General features: G+C 57.2%; 16 protein-coding genes, 1 tRNA gene and 1 pseudogene. 4 read left to right on the plus strand and 14 right to left on the minus strand.

What is annotated here, in order from left to right; translation table 11 throughout:
- Window positions 1-75 precede the first annotated feature (75 nt).
- The 12 genes from QZR18_RS07020 to galK all read right to left on the minus strand — a co-directional run bounded on the left by QZR18_RS07020 (window position 76) and on the right by galK (window position 13680).
- Window positions 76-1605 carry an AI-2E family transporter gene (locus tag QZR18_RS07020; RefSeq protein WP_178704630.1) on the minus strand — a complete coding sequence of 510 codons (1530 nt, stop codon included), beginning with the start codon at window positions 1603-1605 and terminating at the stop codon, window positions 76-78.
- Between the two features lie 25 nt (window positions 1606-1630).
- Window positions 1631-2029 (minus strand): FKBP-type peptidyl-prolyl cis-trans isomerase, encoded by a 399-nt coding sequence (locus QZR18_RS07025; protein WP_178704633.1) that lies wholly within the window; start codon window positions 2027-2029, stop codon window positions 1631-1633.
- A gap of 253 nt (window positions 2030-2282) precedes the next feature.
- Entirely contained in the window at window positions 2283-3245 is a 963-nt protein-coding gene (locus QZR18_RS07030) for a Bax inhibitor-1/YccA family protein (RefSeq protein ID WP_178704636.1), read from the minus strand.
- Window positions 3246-3281: 36 nt separating this feature from the next.
- Window positions 3282-3355 (minus strand) — tRNA-Leu (locus tag QZR18_RS07035).
- A gap of 8 nt (window positions 3356-3363) precedes the next feature.
- Complete coding sequence (locus QZR18_RS07040; RefSeq protein ID WP_178704639.1) at window positions 3364-4344, minus strand: Ppx/GppA phosphatase family protein; 981 nt, start codon at window positions 4342-4344, stop codon at window positions 3364-3366.
- Between the two features lie 30 nt (window positions 4345-4374).
- A complete protein-coding gene (locus QZR18_RS07045) occupies window positions 4375-4893 on the minus strand; it encodes a DUF501 domain-containing protein (RefSeq protein WP_178704641.1) in 519 nt (172 codons plus the stop codon).
- A gap of 171 nt (window positions 4894-5064) precedes the next feature.
- Complete coding sequence (locus QZR18_RS07050) at window positions 5065-5838, minus strand: septum formation initiator family protein (RefSeq protein WP_178704644.1); 774 nt, start codon at window positions 5836-5838, stop codon at window positions 5065-5067.
- Window positions 5839-5988: 150 nt separating this feature from the next.
- Window positions 5989-7269: a phosphopyruvate hydratase gene (eno, locus tag QZR18_RS07055; protein ID WP_178705348.1), complete on the minus strand. Its 1281-nt coding sequence runs from the start codon at window positions 7267-7269 to the stop codon at window positions 5989-5991.
- A 222-nt stretch (window positions 7270-7491) separates the two neighbouring features.
- Complete coding sequence (locus QZR18_RS07060; RefSeq protein ID WP_178705351.1) at window positions 7492-8064, minus strand: hypothetical protein; 573 nt, start codon at window positions 8062-8064, stop codon at window positions 7492-7494.
- A gap of 54 nt (window positions 8065-8118) precedes the next feature.
- Complete coding sequence (gene mfd, locus QZR18_RS07065) at window positions 8119-11616, minus strand: transcription-repair coupling factor (protein WP_295910796.1); 3498 nt, start codon at window positions 11614-11616, stop codon at window positions 8119-8121.
- Between the two features lie 135 nt (window positions 11617-11751).
- Window positions 11752-12360, minus strand: coding sequence for an aminoacyl-tRNA hydrolase (gene pth, locus QZR18_RS07070; protein ID WP_178705357.1), 609 nt, complete (start codon window positions 12358-12360; stop codon window positions 11752-11754).
- Window positions 12361-12441: 81 nt separating this feature from the next.
- Complete coding sequence (galK, locus tag QZR18_RS07075) at window positions 12442-13680, minus strand: galactokinase (RefSeq protein WP_178705360.1); 1239 nt, start codon at window positions 13678-13680, stop codon at window positions 12442-12444.
- A 158-nt stretch (window positions 13681-13838) separates the two neighbouring features.
- On the opposite strand from galK, the gene QZR18_RS07080 reads away from it, so the two are divergent.
- Window positions 13839-14381 (plus strand): 2'-5' RNA ligase family protein, encoded by a 543-nt coding sequence (locus QZR18_RS07080; protein ID WP_178705363.1) that lies wholly within the window; start codon window positions 13839-13841, stop codon window positions 14379-14381.
- Window positions 14382-14385: 4 nt separating this feature from the next.
- Here the strand turns inward: QZR18_RS07080 and QZR18_RS07085 are convergent, their stop codons facing one another.
- A complete protein-coding gene (locus QZR18_RS07085; protein ID WP_178705366.1) occupies window positions 14386-15216 on the minus strand; it encodes an exodeoxyribonuclease III in 831 nt (276 codons plus the stop codon).
- A gap of 303 nt (window positions 15217-15519) precedes the next feature.
- On the opposite strand from QZR18_RS07085, the gene QZR18_RS07090 reads away from it, so the two are divergent.
- A complete protein-coding gene (locus QZR18_RS07090; RefSeq protein WP_178705369.1) occupies window positions 15520-16557 on the plus strand; it encodes a cation diffusion facilitator family transporter in 1038 nt (345 codons plus the stop codon).
- A 52-nt stretch (window positions 16558-16609) separates the two neighbouring features.
- Here the strand turns inward: QZR18_RS07090 and QZR18_RS07095 are convergent.
- A pseudogene (locus QZR18_RS07095) lies at window positions 16610-16744 on the minus strand (hypothetical protein); the annotation flags it as partial.
- 252 nt (window positions 16745-16996) lie between these two features.
- Here QZR18_RS07095 and QZR18_RS07100 point away from each other — a divergent pair.
- A complete protein-coding gene (locus tag QZR18_RS07100; protein ID WP_295910795.1) occupies window positions 16997-17863 on the plus strand; it encodes a MerR family transcriptional regulator in 867 nt (288 codons plus the stop codon).
- Window positions 17856-18410, plus strand: a 555-nt coding sequence (locus QZR18_RS07105; protein WP_178705375.1) for an ABC transporter ATP-binding protein, incomplete at its 3' end; no start/stop codon positions are given. The genes QZR18_RS07100 and QZR18_RS07105, both read left to right, overlap by 8 nt.

Below are 18410 nucleotides of genomic sequence, written 5' to 3' on the forward strand. Positions count from 1 at the left end.
GAGTTCAACTCTTGAGCCCCCACAGTTTTACGCATTCAGTTTCAGAATAACGCGCTCCCGCAAGGTTTTATCGCGCTATTCGTTCTCTTCTTCATGCGTCTGAGAGCTCTCTGCGATTTCTTCGGCGACACGCGTCCCCACAGTATCGCCCGGCTCTGCACTTCCGGCAGTAACCAAACGTTCGCTTAGCTCTTCATCCACGGCATAGGTGTGTGCATCAACTGCATCCCCTGCAAGGAGCGGAAGATCTTCCCCATAGGAATGAGCGATCATCGCATCAAGGGTTCCGGGAGCACCTCCGGGACGATCAATCTTCGTCGCCAATAATGGCTCAGGATCATGGCCATGCAGGTACAGGACCACGGAATTAATGAAGGCGATAACAGGAATGCAGAAGATTGCACCGGTGATTCCGGCAACCATCGATCCCGCTGTCACACCGAGCAAAACAACCAAGGGGTGCAAGGACACTGCGTTGGACATGAGAAGAGGCTGCAGCAGATTCCCTTCGACTTGCTGGACGACCAAAATAATCACCAGCATGATCAAACCAACGGTAAATCCTTGATCAACCACCGCGACAAGGACGGCAATAATTCCTGAGAACAGCGAACCAAGAATCGGGATAAAAGACCCGAAGAAAACCAAAACGACAATCGGGATGACCAAGGGGACACCGAGGAAGTAGGCACCGATGCCGATACTCAAAGCATCAATCGCGGCAACCTGCATCTGACCAACCACGTAGCCACCCATCGAAGTCCAACCGCGGATTGCGGCCTCGTGAACGGGTTCGCGCGCCCCCTTGGGAAGCAGACGAACGCACCAGACCCAGATCTCACGCCCGTCCTTGAGGAAGAAGAACAGGCAGAAGAGCGCAATCACCGAGCCGGTGGCCAATGAAATTGCAGAAGAGGTGGCGTTAAAGGCGCCGAAGACCAAAGTCTGGGCATGGGATTGAACCCAGGTGACAACCTCGGATTGGAGGTTTTGAAGATGGGAATCGATAGTTGAGGTATCAAGCCCCATAGGGTTGGTTCGCAGCCAAGTTAAAAGCGCGGATACGCCTTCATTCGCGCGCGTCAACAGCGATGGAACCTGGTTCAAAATCTGAGCGCCAGCCGTCGACAGTGCCGCCCCAACAACGAGCAATGTCGCAAGTAGGCCGCTGAGAGCGGCCAGAGCCTGCGGGAAATGCAGCTTTCGGTGTAGCCATGACACCAAAGGACTCAAGAAGACTGCCAAGAGCATGGCAACGGCGACGGGGACAACAATTCCATAGACAAAGGTCATCCCAAATACCAGCAGCCCAACAGCAGCAGCAACGATAATCGCCCGCCATGCAACCGCGGCACCCACGCGCAAAGACCAAGGAACAGCCTCGGCAGCATCACGAGGCGAAGCGTCGCCGGCAGCAGAAGCAGGGGCCTTCTCAGTGACCGAGGAGTGAACCGCGCGCCGCTGATCGCTTACGCGGCGTCGCAGCCCATCCAGGGATTTAAAAAGCGACGAGGCAAGGCCTGAGCTTCCCGCGCTTCCCTCGTTATGCTCCCGATCTGGTTGCTGGGAAGAACTGTGAGTACGCGGTGTTTCGTTCTCGCTCATACCTTGCCTTGTCTATCGTTCACAATCAGGAGACACCGAGGATGTCGGTGACAAAGACTAGCGTATCGCCGCCGCGGATTCCCGCCTGGGGAACACCACGGGAACCGTATCCATATTCGGAAGGAATCGACAGCAGAACGCGAGATCCGACGCGCTGTCCAATCAGCCCTTCATCCCATCCACGGATCACCATGCCGACGCCGATCTGGAAGCTCAGGGGCGCGCCGCGATCATAGGAATTATCGAAAACATTGCCATCCCATACCTGACCCAGGTAGTGGCAGTGGATCGTATCGCCGGGTTCAACAACCTGACCATCGCCCTCATGAAGAACCTCAACCAGCAGTTCATCGCTTGGGGTTGAGTCGGTAAATTCCAAAGTGGGCTTACGGCCAAATTCGCCGCTGACGTTCACGTTTTCCATGGTTCCTCCTTGGGGAATCACAGTGGGAAAAATGGTAACGCTCTAGTTAAACATTCCCAGAACCCAGGCGCGCGAGATAGGACACGCGTTCCCTAAATTGCACAAATGTTCCCAGCGATCAACCCGGATTCACTGGAGAGACAGGCATATTCAGACTCGTAGGACGCATTCGGTGAGCGGCGGAAAAATGTAGTGCGCATAGAAAAGGGGCCGCCTCTGCTCGAGAACGGCCCCTTTCAAACGTCAAACAAGTTTATCGACGATTCAGAATTGCCAGGATGCGCAGAATCTCCATGTACATCCAGACAACCGTCACCATAATGCCGAACGCGCAGTACCACGCGAACTTTGCGGGAGCGCCTCGTTCAACGCCCTGCTTCACGGTATCGAAATCGCTAATGAGGCTCATCGCCGCAAGGAAAACAGCAACCACTGAGACAACAATTCCCAGCGGAATACCCATGATGTACATCGAATCAATTGGTGCCATCAAGCCAAAGGCAACCAGCACTGCATTCGCAATGCGGGTGATCAGCAAACCGAAGATGCCAATCAGCGTGAACTTCATGAGCTTGGGCGAGTTACGAACCTTACCGGAGGTAAAAAGTACCAGCGTCAGGCCGGTAACCACAACGGTTGCGATAAATGCCTGAGCGACGATACCCGGGTATTCCATTTCCATAACCGCCGAAAGAGCACCCAAAGTCAGCCCTTCAGCAAAGGCATACGCAATCACCAGTGCGGGGCGAATGGTCTTGGAAAAACTATTGACCATAGCCAGAATGAAGGCAACCACGCCGCCAATAACAGCTAGGCCAAGTCCCAGAAGCGGGCTTGTCAGCGTCAGAATCCATGCCGGAGCTGCGCCCAAAAGCAGGACCAGGAAAGTGATGCCCGTCTTGATCAGCGCATCATCGTAGGTCATGCGACCGCGGTCAACGGCATCTGCAGAGGGCGCCTGGTATGCGGCTTGCATATCGGCGTAGGCCGAAGGATCAACCGTCGGGGCTCCGCTTGGCGCACCGTACGGGTTCTGCGCGGAAGTTTGCGCCGAGGCCTGTTGCTGAGCATAGGGGTAACGCTGCGGGTCCAGCACAGCGGTTCCAGAAGGCTGAGCATTCGTTGGTTGGTACCCGGGCATTGTCGGGTAACCAGCGGGAGTCGAATCAGCGCGCGACCAATCGCGCTCCATCTTTGAGAACACGGGGTTTGACATGTCAGTTTCCTTTCCCTCGGTTCCTGTTTTAATGAGTACCCCCAGTCGGACTCGAACCGACAACACACCGATTTTAAGTCGGTTGCCTCTGCCAATTGGGCTATGGGGGCACAGCCCACTATCGATGATTGAGCATCGAAAGTGCGATACCGTCAAGGATATCGTGTTCTGAGACCAACGCGCCCGCGATTTCGTGTCCGCTACTCTCACAGCGAAGAGTTACTCGATCCATGACACGCTTCCAAATGAGCGCTCCGCCTGCAATAACGTCAGCACGCCCCTCGGGCATAAAGCCCAGAGCTGCCTTCACAGCAAGAGGTTGCTCAAGCATAAAACGCACAGAGGAATCGGTGGCCTCGTGACTCAAGAAAGCACCGTCAATCTTCTCGGGCTGGTAGGAACTCAAACCCAAAGCGTGCGCAGCAATCGTCGTGATGGTGCCGGCGACACCAACTACGGCGCGGACCGAGGAAAAATCAACGACCTCCTCGGCCTCGTCAAGGCGAGCATCAATCCACTTACTTGCCTGCGCCTGTACTCCGTCGGGAATCGGTTCGTCGCTCGCACAAGAAGCGAAGAACTTCTCCGTCACGCGAACTGAGCCCATATCTGCCGAATAAGCCTCGGTAACTCCCTTTCCCAGAGTTCCCACGACCATTTCGGTCGAGCCTCCACCGATATCAACGACAAGTACCTTGCCGCGTTCTTGGCCGACGACGCCACTGGCTGCACCAGCAAAGGACAGCGCAGCTTCCTCGGTTCCGGGGACGACCTCGGGATAAACGCCCAGAATTTCCTTCACGGGTTCAATGAATTCATCGCGGTTTTGCGCATCACGCATTGCAGAGGTTGCGACAAAACGAATCTCTTCGGCTTCCAGATTGTCAATCATTCGCTTGTACTCGCGCACTGCGGTCAGTGTCCGCTCGATCGCCTCGGGAGCCAGTCGTCCCGTACGATCAACGCCCTGCCCGAGGCGCACAATGCGCATCTGACGCGTCAGATCGCTCAGCGCAATGGCATTACCTTTGAGCACGCCATCGGCCACTAGAAGTCGAATTGAGTTTGTTCCACAGTCAATTGCCGCTACCCGCGTCATGATCTCATTCTTTCTTAGTCGTATTGTCAGTCAGCAGGTGCAGGCGGCCGGGTCCCACAGGCCGCGCTCGCGCATCATATCCAGCGCACGATCACCGATCGGATTCACGCCGCGACCGGCAGCCAAGGCGTGTCCAACCAAAGCGTGCAGGCATTTGACGCGGGTTGGCATTCCGCCAGCAGAAACCCCATGAATTTCAGGTACATCAAGTTTCAACTGCGCGCCCAATTCCTCGCGCGCTGCGATGTAGGCCTGATGGGCGTGCTGATAGGCCACACGCAGTTCCTCGTCTTCGGCAAGGTCCTGGTTAAATTCCTCCATCACCTTGGTTGCTTCCAAGGTCGAGCACGCACGGACAGCGCCGGGGCTGGTCAGGTAGAAAGTCGTGGGGAAAGGCGTCCCGTCTTCAAGACGAGGCGCGGTTGCCACAACCGTGGGTTTTCCACACGTGCATCGGGCTGCAATCCCAACAACACCGCGCGGAACACGTCCCAATTGTTCTTCAAGGACCTGAAGATCGGCGTCGCTCGCCGGCGTAATGGCGCTCATCATTCCTCACCTTTCGAATAAACCCGGTTTATTTTACTCGATCGCGAGCACATGACGGCGCAAAGCCCAATGAAAAAAGACACGAAATAGGCCGCTACCTGCACAGTTCATGCGGGATGAAAATGCCCACAATGCGAGGCCGCACACTCAGCGTGAGCGCTGAAGAGGAAGTTAGTTTCCTGACCCCTGTGAGCTTGGAGTTTGCGAGGCGCCACTCCCCTGCTCCGTACCCGCCGTTTCGCTGGGCTGCGGAGCCTCACTGGGAGAGGTCGAAGAATTGCCCCCCGCAGTCTGAGCGGTTTGAATATTGCCCGTTGGGTGATCTGCCTCTTCAACGGTGAGTGAAAGAACTTGGATCCACGGGCGAGCCGGTCCAGCTTCACGCGCAGCAGCAACCTGAGCCTGATCCTGGTAGTCCTTGCCAGGATCGAGAACCGAATACTGAGTTTCTCCGGGTTTAACGTAGCCCAAACGCTCTCGTGCCTGAGAAGCAATGTATTGCGGATTCGACCAAAGTTGAAGTTGCTGACGTTTGGCTTCGTTATCTGCCTGCGTCTGCTGAACCTTGTTTTTGATGGCAGACAGCTCGCGTTCTTGGCTCCACAGCTGCATAAATGAGGGAACCAAAAGAAGGGCAAGCAGCGCACCCAAAAGAAGAAGGCCCAAGATCCTCAGAGAGATTTCGATTCCACCAAAGGACAGGGAGGCCGGACGCTGCGCTGTTGCCGCAGCAAAAGAACGCGTCCGGGCCGTTCTTTCCGCCTTCTTTCCGCCTTGCGGGCGAGGAGAACTCGCTGAAGTTGAGGCTTGTGAGCCCGCCGCAGAAGAACGCAGAGGATTTCGACTTCCTTGCCGAGGCCGACGCTGCGCATCGGGCTCAGAGACACTACGCCGCCTGCGGGCGCCTGGAACGACCGGTCGTCCCTTTCTCGGTTTCTGAGCCATGTCCCTATGGTGCCTTACAACGGGCAGTCGGGTCGACTCTAAAACTCGCGTGGTAACAAATGAGGGGCGGATCGCAAAAAGAAGGGTGGGTGACGATTTCTCGTCACCCACCCTTTTTCACGCTTCTAGGAGCGTGTCAGTGCGTTCTTCTCAGAAGGAAGCGCGGGGGAAGGAGGAACGACCCGCGTACACTGCTGCATCGTCGAGATCCTCTTCAATGCGCAGGAGCTGGTTGTACTTCGCCACGCGCTCGGAACGAGCGGGAGCACCGGTCTTGATCTGGCCGGAGTTGGTGGCAACTGCGAGGTCAGCAATGGTGGTGTCCTCGGTCTCGCCGGAACGGTGAGAGGTCATGGTGCGGTAACCATTGCGGTGTGCCTCTTCCACGGCGTCCAGGGTCTCGGTCAGCGAACCGATCTGGTTCACCTTGACCAGCAGGGCGTTTGCTGCGTGCAGCTCGATGCCCTTGCGCAGACGCTCGGGGTTGGTGACGAAGAGGTCGTCGCCAACGAGCTGGACGCGGTTGCCAATTTCTGCGGTAAGAGCGGTCCATGCGTCCCATTCGTCTTCCGACAACGGGTCTTCGATGGAGACCAGCGGGTAGTCACGGATGAGCTTCTCGTAGTAGGAGACCATGTAGTCGGTCGAACGGCCTTCGCCTTCGAACTGGTACAGGCCATCCTTGAAGAACTCAGAGGAAGCAACGTCCAGTGCGAGTGCAACATCGGTGCCGGGCTTGAAGCCGGCCTTCTCGATGGCCTCGATGATCAGGTCCAGCGCAGCGGCGTTGGAGGAGAGGTTCGGCGCGAAGCCACCCTCGTCGCCCAGGCCGGTGGACAGACCGCGTTCCTTGATGACTGCCTTGAGGGTGTGGTAGACCTCGGCGCCCCAGCGGAGGGCTTCACGGAAGGTCGGGGCACCCAGAGGAGCAATCATGAACTCCTGGATGTCAACGTTGGTGTCCGCGTGAGAACCACCGTTGAGGATGTTCATCATGGGAACGGGGAGGATGTGAGCGTTGGGGCCACCCAGGTAACGGTACAGGGGCAGGCCTGCGGACTCAGCTGCAGCCTTTGCAACAGCAAGGGAGACACCGAGAATTGCATTGGCGCCGAGCTTGCCCTTGTTCGGGGTGCCGTCCAGCTCGATCATGATCTCGTCGATACGGCGCTGATCAGATGCGTCTTCGTCAATGATTTCAGGGGCGATGATCTCGTTCACAGCGTCAACGGCGTCTTGAACGCCCTTACCCTGGTAACGGCCCTTGTCGCCATCACGACGCTCAACGGCCTCGAATGCACCGGTGGATGCACCAGAGGGAACTGCTGCGCGCTCAAAGGTGCCGTCTTCAAGGACGACCTCAACCTCGACGGTGGGGTTACCGCGGGAATCAAGGATCTCGCGAGCTCCGATTGCTTCAATGCTTGCCACGTTAATTCTCCAATCGATTAACTACGTGACTACTGTCGTGTCTAACGCTAGTACATTCGGCGCTCAAGCAGAACTGCTACACCCATGCACCACTGCATATTCATGACGGCATTCGTGCGTTATTTGGCGAAAATTAGACATAGGTCCCCATAAATGCCGTATCGCCCACCCTCTCGGGTGGGCGATACATCACATTTAGACGATCGATCAGTCTTGGTCGAGCTACTGCTGCGCTCCACTATTGGCGCGGATAACATCACCAAAAACACCTTGAGTTAGCGAACCGCTTTGTGCATCCAAGGTGCCGTACCGGGGATTGATTTCAACCTTGGTTGTTTGAATCGTATTCGCCAATTCCGCATTCACCTGGGCCAATTGCTGTTGAGACATCCCGGAGGAACGCAGCTTCTGCTGGGCGATCGAGTTCTTAATGATGGTCTTCAGCAATGAGCTGGGATTCGTAATGGGCGTGCTCTTCCCACCACGCTGAACAACTTCTTGTCCCATTTCAGCAAGGCTGTCAGTGATTTCCTGGTCAGAGACCGTGATGCCGTTCTTCTCGGCAAGTTTGCCGATGGCCAGGTTCTGGTTCAGAGTCGGAAGCAACTGTGAGGCATCAACATCTTGACCAAGCAGCCCACTGAGCTGCTGGCTGGTCAAGCTCACATCGGCTTCACTGATACGCGTATCTCCAACGATTGCGGCAGTTCCCGGGTGAGCAGAGCAAGCTCCGAGTCCCAAACCACACACGGCAAGAAGGATCGCGGCCTTTGATGCGCGCGCACGTGAAACCATGAAAATATCCTCCGGTTCATTCACTTCGTAGTCAGTGTCAGTGTAGCGCTCTCATCAGCGCGTTGACGCCACGGTCGGATTGAGAACCTTTGTCAGAAGGTTCTCAATCCATTCAAGCAAGGCATGATCGGTCAAAGGCACTCCCCCGACCCGCGCCGTCATGGGGAGCGGAACCAAAAGTTGGCGAACCGCAGCCTTAACAACACAACCGGGGTACAAACGCTTCAGACGAAGCGCCTGAGATTCCTTCAACTCGATCGGGTGAATACGCAGGTACTTGCCCTGCGTAGCGACTTCGTCGATTCCGATTTGCCGAAGAAGAGCACGCAGACGCGCAATTTCGAAAAGCAAGTCCACCTGAGGCGGAATGGGACCATAGCGGTCTGTAATTTCGTCGCGCAGATCCTTTTCCTGCTCGCTGTTTTCCACCGCGGCGATCTTTCCGTAAACCTCCAAGCGCAAGCGTTCTGCGGAAATATAGCTTTCGGGAATATGCGCATCAACGGTCACGTCTAGGCGCAGATCCTTCTTCTCTTCCTTACGCTGACCCTTGAATGCCGCAACCGCATCGGCAACCATCCGCACGTAAAGGTCAAAGCCCACACCTTCAATGTGCCCCGACTGTGCACCGCCCAGAAGGTTACCGGCGCCTCGGATCTCAAGATCACGCTGCGCAACGGCAAGACCCGCCCCCAGATCAGCGTTCTGGGCAATCGTCTGCAACCTCTCATGAGCGGTTTCTGAAAGCGGGCGATCCGAGGGATAGAAGAAGTAGGCATAGGCGCGCTCGCGGCCTCGGCCCACACGCCCACGCAACTGGTGCAATTGGGACAGACCAAAGGTATCCGCACGGTCAACGATCAACGTATTTGCATTGGAAATATCCAGACCGGTTTCCACGATGGTCGTGCACACCAGCACGTCAAAATCGTGGTTCCAGAAATCAACGATGACGCTTTCCAATTGATGTTCGTTGAGCTTTCCGTGGGCCACTCTAATTCGCGCTTCGGGAACAAGTTCTTGAATATGTGCTGCAACCGAAGAAATCGAATCCACTCGGTTGTGGACGTAGAACACCTGCCCATCTCGCAGGAGCTCTCGGCGAATCGCTGCGCTGACCTGCGCATCGGTGTGGGCACCCACAAAGGTAAGGACGGGCTGTCGTTCTTCGGGAGGAGTCTGAAGAATCGACATTTCACGAATACCCGAAACCGCCATCTCCAAAGTTCTGGGAATAGGCGTTGCCGACATCGAGAGAACATCGACATCCGCGCGCAGAGCTTTGAGCGTCTCCTTGTGTTCAACACCAAAACGCTGTTCCTCATCAATGATGACCAAGCCTAAGTCCTTGAAGGCAATGGCACCGCTGAGCAGCGAGTGGGTACCAATCACCAGGTCCACTCCTCCCGAGGCCAAGCCTTCCTTGACTTTCTCTGCTTCCTTCGGCGTTGAGAAGCGCGAGAGGGTGCCGATCGTCACTGGGAATCCCGCGTAACGCTCCGCAAAGGTTTCCGCGTGCTGTTGAACCAGAAGGGTCGTTGGAACCAACAGTGCGACCTGCTTGCCATCTTGAATTGCCTTAAAAGCCGCGCGCACGGCAATTTCGGTCTTTCCGTAGCCGACATCGCCCGTCAGCAGACGGTCCATGGGCATCGGCTTTTCCATATCCGCCTTGACTTCATCGATGGTCACCAGCTGATCGGGAGTCTCGACGTAGGGGAAGGAATCTTCCAATTCACGTTGCCAGGGTGTATCTGGGCCGAAGGCATGACCCTTTGTTGCCTGGCGGACGGCGTAGAGGCGGATGAGCTCTTGCGCGATTTCCTTAACGGCTTTGCGCGCCTTAGCTTTTGTTTTTTCCCAGTCGGCACCGCCCATCTTGGTCAGTGCGGGCTGATCAGACCCGGTGTATTTCGAGATCTGATCCAAGCTATCTGTGGGGATGAAGAGGCGGTCTCCGGGCTGTCCTCGTTTCGACGGCGCATATTCCAAGACCAGGTAGTCCCTGGTCACCTGACCATCACCGCGTCCAACGGTGCGGGACACCAATTCAATGAAGCGTCCAATGCCGTGCTGGTCGTGGACGATATAGTCCCCCGGATGCAGGCTGAGCGGATCAACGCCCTTGCGTCGCCTCGAGGGCATCTTGCGCATATCGCGAGTCGTCGCTCCAACCCGCCCAGAAAGATCCGACTCAGAGATAATCGCCAGTTTCAGATCCGGTGCGACAAAACCCTTTGTACGGGGAGCCGCCACAACATCAAGAACCGATGAATCTTGCGTGGGGTCGATTTCTTGAACAATGCGGCTTCCGATTCCCGCATCGGTTGCAATCGAATACAGGCGCCGTGCAGGGCCCTCACCTTCTGCAGCAAGGATGAGCGTCCATCCGTTGCGAATCAGCGTTCGAATATCCTCAAGTGCGCGCGTATAGTCCCCTCGGTAGGGGCGAACATCGCGCGCGCCAAGCGCCACCAAAGTGTCCGACACAATGACCGAGTGCGCTTCCTTTTTGAGCAGCGCCCCCGATGCGACATCATTTCCCACCTCATCCCCGAGGCAGTGGGAATTCTTTGCCATGGCCTCGGCAAGTTCAGCCGGGGGAAGCGCCGTCAGCTCCCACCACGGGCGCCCCTGCGCTCCCCAAATCTCCTCGAGAGGGATGAAGGAGGCATCGCCCGCCTCGAGAGGGACCGCTCCCCCACCTGCGGCCTGTGACCATGCAGCAGAGAGAAATTCTTCGGTTGTCGCAACCAAGTCCGTGCCGCGAGCGCGAATACGTTCGGGATCGATGGCGACAAAGAGTCCGCCCGCGGGGATCAGGTCAAGGAAGGAATCCATTCCGCCGACAAGGATCGGTGCTAGGGATTCGAGGCCGGGAGCGGCAATTCCTTGAGAGGCAAGCTCGAGAATCTCTGCGGCGCCGGGCAGACGATCCATCTCACCGCGGGCCTTTGCACGAACCTGCGGGGTCAGCAGTAATTCGCGGCAGGCAACAGCCCATACACCCGAATCAACAACTCCCAATGTTCGCTGATCTGACAGTGAGAAGGCGCGGATTTCATCGACCTCATCCCCCCACAATTCGATACGCAGAGGATGTGCTTCCTGGGGCGGGAAAACATCAAGAATGCCACCACGAACCGAGAATTGTCCGCGCTGCTCAACCATATCGACACGCGTATACCCCAGGTTTTCAAGCTCCCTGGCAAGGTTGGGTAGATCGACAATATCTCCGGCTTTAACACGTACGGGAGCACGATCCGCAATCCCGTGAATGATGGGCTGCATCAGCGCGCGAACTGGGATGACGACAACACTCAGTGCCCCGGCATGCTCGTCTCCCGATTGCGGGTGGATCAGACGACGTAGGACAGCAATCCTTTGCGCCATGGTGTCAACCTGCGGCGACAGGCGCTCGTGAGGCAGCGTTTCCCATGAGGGGAAAACCTCGACATCGTCAACCCATGCACGCAAAGCGCTTGCGGTTTCTTCTGCTTCACGTCCCGTAGGAACAATGACGTAAATTGTCTGATCCCGGCGTTGAGCCATTGACGCGATCAGAGGAATGCGAGCACCCGCAGGCGCAACGACGCATCCTGATTCACCGTGATTGATGGATTCAAGGACGCAATGAAGCGCCTCATCCTGGGCAAAGACGGGAAGAAGAGCAGAAAACTGTGGCACTTAGGCTCCCTGACGCGTGTGCAGGCGCTGCTGCGCCTCACTGAAACTGGTGGTCACAATATCTTCGACAACATCGGCAGCCTGGGCGATGGTGACAGCTAGGTCTTCAAGCTCGCTGCCATTCATCCGAGCTAAGACGTAGTCAGCTGGATTCATGCGTCCCGGCGGACGTCCAATACCGATACGTAGACGGTTGTAGTCTTTTGTCCCCAGTACCTGGGAGATCGACTTCAAGCCGTTGTGCCCGCCTTCGCCACCACCGGTCTTCAAGCGCAATGAGCCAGCCGGAAGGTCCAAATCATCGTGGACGACCAAAAGATGCAAGGGATCAACATTCATAAACTTTGCAAGGCGACCAATGGGCCCGCCGGAGGTGTTCATGTAGGAATCGCTGGTTGCCACAATAACGCGGGGCCCAGGGATCCCTCCGGGAAGCATCCCCAGCCGAATATCCGCGCAGTGGGTTCCCGAGCGGTGCGAACTGAGCTGCACTCCCGCATTGTGGGCAAGAAGATCGATGAGCATATGGCCGACGTTGTGACGCGTATTGGCGTACTGCGCGCCAGGGTTACCCAGGCCGACAACCATCCAGGGATCCGTTGAAGTCATAGAACGATTGTGCCACCCCCTTCCTGCATCTGCGTCCAGGAAAGAGGTGGCACACCTCGCTCATCCGTCAATTGCGTGGCATCAGAGTTTGCCGGCCGGCGCAGAAGGTACAGCGACAATGAATGCCGGTGCATCCAATCCGCGTTCGCTATAAGCCTGTGCGACCGCCTGCGCGGTTTCCTCTAGGCGCTCGCGGTCAACAAGCGCAATTGCGCTTCCACCAAAGCCACCACCGGTCATCCGCGCTCCATAAGCTCCCGCTGCTCGCGCGGCGTCAACGGCAACATCGAGCTCGAGGCACGACACTTCGTAATCATCGCGCAGCGAGTCATGTGAATCATTCATGAGAGCGCCCACGACTTTAAGGCGATCCCCCTCAAGCGGCCCCTCCTGCAGGAGCTCAATAAGGGCACGGGTGCGCGCAATTTCAGAAACAACATGACGCATACGCTTGACCAAGCGCTCATCACTCAAAGCCTGAGTGGCGGCCTCAAGATCCTCGACGTCAACAAGCTGATCAACGCCCAACTGGAGTGCGGCCTCTTCACAATCGGCACGACGCTGACCATACTGCCCGTCTGCGAGCGAATGAGCAGCACGGGTATCAATGACCAGTAAAGCAAGCCCTTGCGATTCCAGATCGAAAGGAATGTGCTCAACGCTCATATCTCGACAATCCAGTGCCAGCGCGTGTCCACTGAGGCAGCGCAGTGAAGCAGTCTGGTCCAGGCCGCCGGTGTTCGCGCCTGCGATCTGATTTTCTGCCATGCGAGCACACTCGACAAGGATTGCTCGACCCTTATCGTTCGGCGCACTCAGCGGGCCCGCCAACCCCAGCCCATCGGCCTCGTCAATCGCGACAGCCATCGCGCACTCGAGTGCAGCCGAAGATGAAAGCCCACCACCGCGGGGCACGCAGGAGTAGAGCGCGGCGTCAAAACCACGAAGGGGGCCATACCCCGACTTTTCGAGGGCCCAAGCAACGCCAGAAAGATATGCGGCCCAGCCATTTACTTCACCCTCGCAGCCGCGCGGAGCAATGAGGTCGAGGTCTAACTCATCCACGGCCTCGCGAGTCTGGGGCGACACCAGGCGCAGCAAACGGTCTTCGCGAGGGGCATAGGCAATGAACGCCCGATGCGGCAGTGCGATTGGCAGACAGGGACCACCGTTGTAGTCGACGTGCTCGCCAATAACGTTGACACGTCCAGGGGCAGACCAGACATCTTGGGGCTGGTAGCCAAAAGTTTCTTCAAAGAGTTGAGCAGCTAGTTCGCGTCCTTCTTCGGCGCTTAAAGCCGCTGACCATGACAGTTCCACGTGCACACTTCCTTGGGTGTTTCAAACTCGTACGCTACCGACAATCCTAGCCTATTCAGGCAGTTCTCTACGCAACGATCTTTGCCAGCTCAATGTGCCCCGAAGCCCCACGTCCATGTACCATGAGCAGGTTCCTATTCCCCATTTCAGGTAGTTCAATGTATCTTCCACAGCGCTTACCGGGCCAAGAATGGCTGGGCGTTGTTGTTGCCCTGCCTGAACCATGGGTGAGCGTTCTTACCGATATCCGCGTGAGCCTTGGGGATGATCAGGGCACGAAGGTGCCCGCGCACATCACAATTTTGCCGCCCACCACAGTGGATACGGAACGGCGCGAAGAAGTGATTGAGCACCTTCGCAGCGTCGCGCAGCGCTACACGCCTTTCCGCGTCACTCTGGGAGATACCGGCACTTTCCGCCCCGTTTCTCCCGTCGTTTACCTTTCCCTTGCCGAGGGCGAGCGCGAGTGCACGATGTTGGCCGAAGATATTCGCTCGGGTCCCTTGGATGCACCTGTACGCTTCCCCTATCACGCTCACGTCACCTTGGCGCAGGGCGTCCCCGACGCGGTCCTTGATCGCGCAATGAGTTTGGGTCCCTGCGACGAGGCCTCGTGGATGGTTCCCGGATTCCGCTTAGATCGCGTGGATGAGAACGGCGTTTACTCTTCCATGGCCCTCTTTGATTTCGAGAGCGCCTGAGTACTTAGAGTTCGTAGCTCACCGACAGCGGGGCGTGGTCGCTCCACCGTTCCTCGTACGAGGCCGCACGGCCAATTGAGAAAGACTGGGCCTTTGCAGCCAGCGCGGGTGTTGCGAACTGATAATCGATACGCCAACCGGTGTCATTGGTAAATGCCTGACCGCGCTGGGACCACCATGTGTAAGGTCCCTGAACATCTCCAGCAAGATCACGCATGACATCATGCCACCCCGCATCAAGCCACTGATCCAGGAATGCAATTTCCTCATCGAGCACGCCCGCACGCTTATTGTGGTTCGACGTCCAATTCTTAATATCGGACCTGGTGCGAACGATATTGAAATCTCCGGCCACAACGGTTCCTAAGATGTCCGTAGAGCCTGCTTCGGCCTCGGAAAGGAGCTCCCCCATGCGCTGACCAATGCGCGGAAGGTGAGCCATCTTCGCGTCCTGCTTGGGGGTGTCTTTTTCACCCGAGTGGAAGTATGCCGAAACAACGCGGACGCTCCCCGCCTTGGTTTCAACCACCGCTTCTAGCCAGCGTCCCGAATCAACATCGGTTTCCTGATCATCAAGGGAAAGGCGCGGTTCTGCGCTGATATGAGCGCTATCCTTGCGCACTGCAACTGCAACGCCAGCACGTCCCTTGATTCGACAGGGAAGAATGATGCTGTCCCACGAATCGCCCAGCAGTTCAGTGGCGATTTCTTCATCCGCACGGACTTCTTGGAGAAGAAGAACATCACAGGGGTTGGCATCGAGCCATTCCATCATGCCCTTGCGGTGTGCGGCGCGGATTCCGTTGACATTAACGCTGGTAACAGTGAAAGCCATGGGCTTCAGTGTACTTGCTTACGAATCAGCGGGCTGAGAAAGCGTTCTTTACCTTCAGTGAAATCGCGCTCTATCAACTGCAGTATCAGACGTTGACGAACTAGTTTTATGGAAATAGACCTTCCATCCAAGGAGTGCCATCCGCACTGTAGTCATGCACGAACGCCGCTTGAGCAGGCTGCCGAAGGATATGCCGCAATGGACGAGCGCCGCGCAACAAAGGTGATGTTGGAACTCTAATCATCAGCTTCATCAACTCTCAGTGCCCTGTCTTCAATGAAGATAGGGCGCTATACTTGCTTTATGCGTTCTTCACTCACTCCTTCTCCCAGAGATGAACATGTGACGGCTCCGTGTGTGCCCGGCGTGAAGGAAGATCCCTGTGCAGAGTCACTGAACACCATCGAAGAACGTCCTGAGTCCACAACGCATTCCCATGCTCACGACCATTCGCACGGACATGCTGCTTCTCGTCAAAGGCTTGCGATTGCGCTGGCAATTTCAGCGACGGTTTTCATCGCAGAACTTGTTGCCGCTTTCTTCACGTCGTCTTTGTCTCTTGCAGCCGATGCCGGGCATATGGCGGTTGATTCTGCGGGACTGGTCATCGCTTTTATCGCGGCAACGCTTGCTTTGCGTCCCCGCGATAACCGAAGGACATGGGGATGGGCGCGTTCAGAAGTTCTTGCCGCAGCCTTCCAAGCGGGCATGTTGGTCATCATCAGTCTTTTAGTTGCGATTGAAGGCATTCAACGCCTGCTATCCCCCGTCGAGGTTCATGCAGCACCCATGCTGTGGGTTGGAATTCTGGGTTTGGCAGCAAACGCACTCTCACTATTGGTACTGATCGGTGGACACCAGGCATCGCTTAATATCCGCGCTGCCGTTCTTGAGGTGGCCAATGATGCCTTGGGATCGTTGGCAGTCATCATTGCTGCAATCGTTGAATTGATCGGTGGATGGAATCGCGCAGATGCCGTGGCATCGATGTTCATCGCGCTCTTAATGGCTCCGCGCGCATGCATGTTGTTGCTTCGAACCTTGCGGATTTTGATGGAGGAAGTCCCCGAGGAAATCGACCTTGCTCAGGTCCGCCAGCACATGCTCTCGATTCCCTTGGTCAAGGACGTTCACGATCTTCACGTGAGTTCGGTGGCTTCAAACCTGGTCACCGTCACCGCGCATATTGAGGTTGCCGAGGCCGTCACTGCCAATCAGCGAGACCAGATCATTCACTCTCTGAACGAGTGCGCAATGCACCATTTCCCCGTTGAAATTGCCCATTCAACCTTCCAGGTCGAATCAATCTCCCACGCAAAACACGAGCATCTTCAGCACTAAAACCTTTTTCGGCTCCGCGCCCTCCACTTCTCCCAAGCTGCACAGGGATAGACCCACACACGGCACCCTCAACGAAGGTGATGTGCTCATAGAGCGCAATGAGCTGTCCCAAGACTGAAGGGGTCAGCGCGGGCGCCATAATCGAGGTCGTGGGACGGTTGCCGGTGAACACGCGGGCGGAGACGATGACCGGGTGCGTGAAGGCTTCACCAAAGCGAGCGGAACACCTTTCGTCGGCGGGCACGTCCGCGCATGCAAGGCCCGAGACCCCTGCATCAACCACCAAAATCCTCATGACACCACGCTAGCGTCACCCAGCAACACTGCGGCGCTGATCAGCTCGAATCTTGGGGTGCACGTGCTCCGACGAAGACGTTCACGATCCTGTTTCTCGCGTGCCCTTGACAGTGACGTAGGGTCACAGTGTTCGATGGGTTCCATGAGAGTCAAAGAGATGGCTGACCTCGCGGGTACAACGACGCGGACGGTGCGCTACTACCACCGCGTGGGGCTTCTGCCTGTGCCCCCGGTCGTCGCGGGGCACCGCGACTATGGAATCAAGCACCTGGCACGCCTGCTGCGTATCCGTTGGCTTGCTGAGTCCGGCATCCCGCTGGGGAAGATCCCCCAGATACTCCCCGAACGACCCGATCAGCCGATAGACGCCATCGAGGCCGATCTGCTGGCGACTCGAGCCCAGATTGAAGCCCGCATGGCGGTCCTGCGTGACCAGTGCGAGCGGATAGACCGACTCGTTGCCAGAGTACGCTCGGGCGAGGTACTTTCGCCGCTCCCGGTCGTCCTCGAACATTTCTACAATCGCATCGAGGTCCTTATTGAGGACCCAGCAACACTATCCATCGTGCACACGGACCGGCGCATCATCTTGACCCTGGCGCTGTCGGGATTCATTCCATCCTCGCTGGGTCCTCTCATTGACGGACTCAACGACGAGGACCACCGAGCGGTGGCCAGCATGCTCACTACGTTCGCTAAGCTCGACCGCAACCGCTACCCCGATGCTTATGACGACGAGGAGAGGAAGCGCGTCATCAAGGAACTTGAAGAAACCGCGTGGGCAGTCCTCGAGCGCAACAGGTCGACAGCCCTCAGAGTGCTGCAAAACCTGCCCAGCGGCGGACCCGGGCACCTCCTATGGAAGCAGGTGGCCCGCCTGTCCAAGATCGGCTATCCCGAGCCGAACCAGAGACAAGTCATCAAGCTCTTGCTTCGTCGCGTTCGCGAGGACCCAGAGTTTGGTCTGGTACTTGAAGAGAAAACAGGAAAGGACTGGGACCTTGTCTAATCTCATCGAGGCCGAGGGCCTCATCAAGAGCTTCGGGAAGGTCAAGGCGCTGGACGGCCTCGACCTGGGGGTCGGGAAGGGCCAGATCCACGGCTTCCTGGGCCCCAACGGCGCGGGGAAGTCCACGACGATCCGCGTGCTGCTGGGCATGTACCACACCGACGGCGGCCGTGCCCGGGTCATGGGGATGGACCCCACCCGCGCTGCCTCCCACATTATCCGTCGCCTCGCCTACGTGCCCGGATCGGTGAGCCTGTGGCCCAGTCTCACGGGCGGGCAGGTGCTCGACACCCTGGCGGGCCTACGCGGCTCGCGCGACCGCGCCCGCGAGGAGCAGCTCACCGAGCGCTTCAACCTGGACCTCACCAAGAAAGTGCGGACCTACTCCAAGGGCAACGCGCAGAAGGTGGCACTCGTGGCCGCCCTGTCCGCGCCCGTGGACCTGCTCATCCTCGATGAGCCGACATCGGGACTTGACCCTCTCATGGAGCGCGTCTTCACGGACGCGGTCCGCGAGGCCGCCGATGGGGGCGCCCCCGTCCTGCTG

This window comes from uncultured Actinomyces sp., from assembly GCA_900541895.1.
Classification (GTDB): domain Bacteria; phylum Actinomycetota; class Actinomycetes; order Actinomycetales; family Actinomycetaceae; genus Pauljensenia.

Coding starts and splice junctions, on each gene's coding strand:
- QZR18_RS07020 (WP_178704630.1), bottom strand. CDS start 1,605: ATGAGCGAGAACGAAACACCGCGTACTCACAGTTCTTCCCAGCAACCA.
- QZR18_RS07025 (WP_178704633.1), bottom strand. CDS start 2,029: ATGGAAAACGTGAACGTCAGCGGCGAATTTGGCCGTAAGCCCACTTTG.
- QZR18_RS07030 (WP_178704636.1), bottom strand. CDS start 3,245: ATGTCAAACCCCGTGTTCTCAAAGATGGAGCGCGATTGGTCGCGCGCT.
- QZR18_RS07040 (WP_178704639.1), bottom strand. CDS start 4,344: ATGACGCGGGTAGCGGCAATTGACTGTGGAACAAACTCAATTCGACTT.
- QZR18_RS07045 (WP_178704641.1), bottom strand. CDS start 4,893: ATGAGCGCCATTACGCCGGCGAGCGACGCCGATCTTCAGGTCCTTGAA.
- QZR18_RS07050 (WP_178704644.1), bottom strand. CDS start 5,838: ATGGCTCAGAAACCGAGAAAGGGACGACCGGTCGTTCCAGGCGCCCGC.
- QZR18_RS07060 (WP_178705351.1), bottom strand. CDS start 8,064: ATGGTTTCACGTGCGCGCGCATCAAAGGCCGCGATCCTTCTTGCCGTG.
- mfd (WP_295910796.1), bottom strand. CDS start 11,616: ATGGCTCAACGCCGGGATCAGACAATTTACGTCATTGTTCCTACGGGA.
- pth (WP_178705357.1), bottom strand. CDS start 12,360: ATGACTTCAACGGATCCCTGGATGGTTGTCGGCCTGGGTAACCCTGGC.
- QZR18_RS07080 (WP_178705363.1), top strand. CDS start 13,839: ATGTATCTTCCACAGCGCTTACCGGGCCAAGAATGGCTGGGCGTTGTT.
- QZR18_RS07085 (WP_178705366.1), bottom strand. CDS start 15,216: ATGGCTTTCACTGTTACCAGCGTTAATGTCAACGGAATCCGCGCCGCA.
- QZR18_RS07090 (WP_178705369.1), top strand. CDS start 15,520: ATGCGTTCTTCACTCACTCCTTCTCCCAGAGATGAACATGTGACGGCT.
- QZR18_RS07100 (WP_295910795.1), top strand. CDS start 16,997: ATGAGAGTCAAAGAGATGGCTGACCTCGCGGGTACAACGACGCGGACG.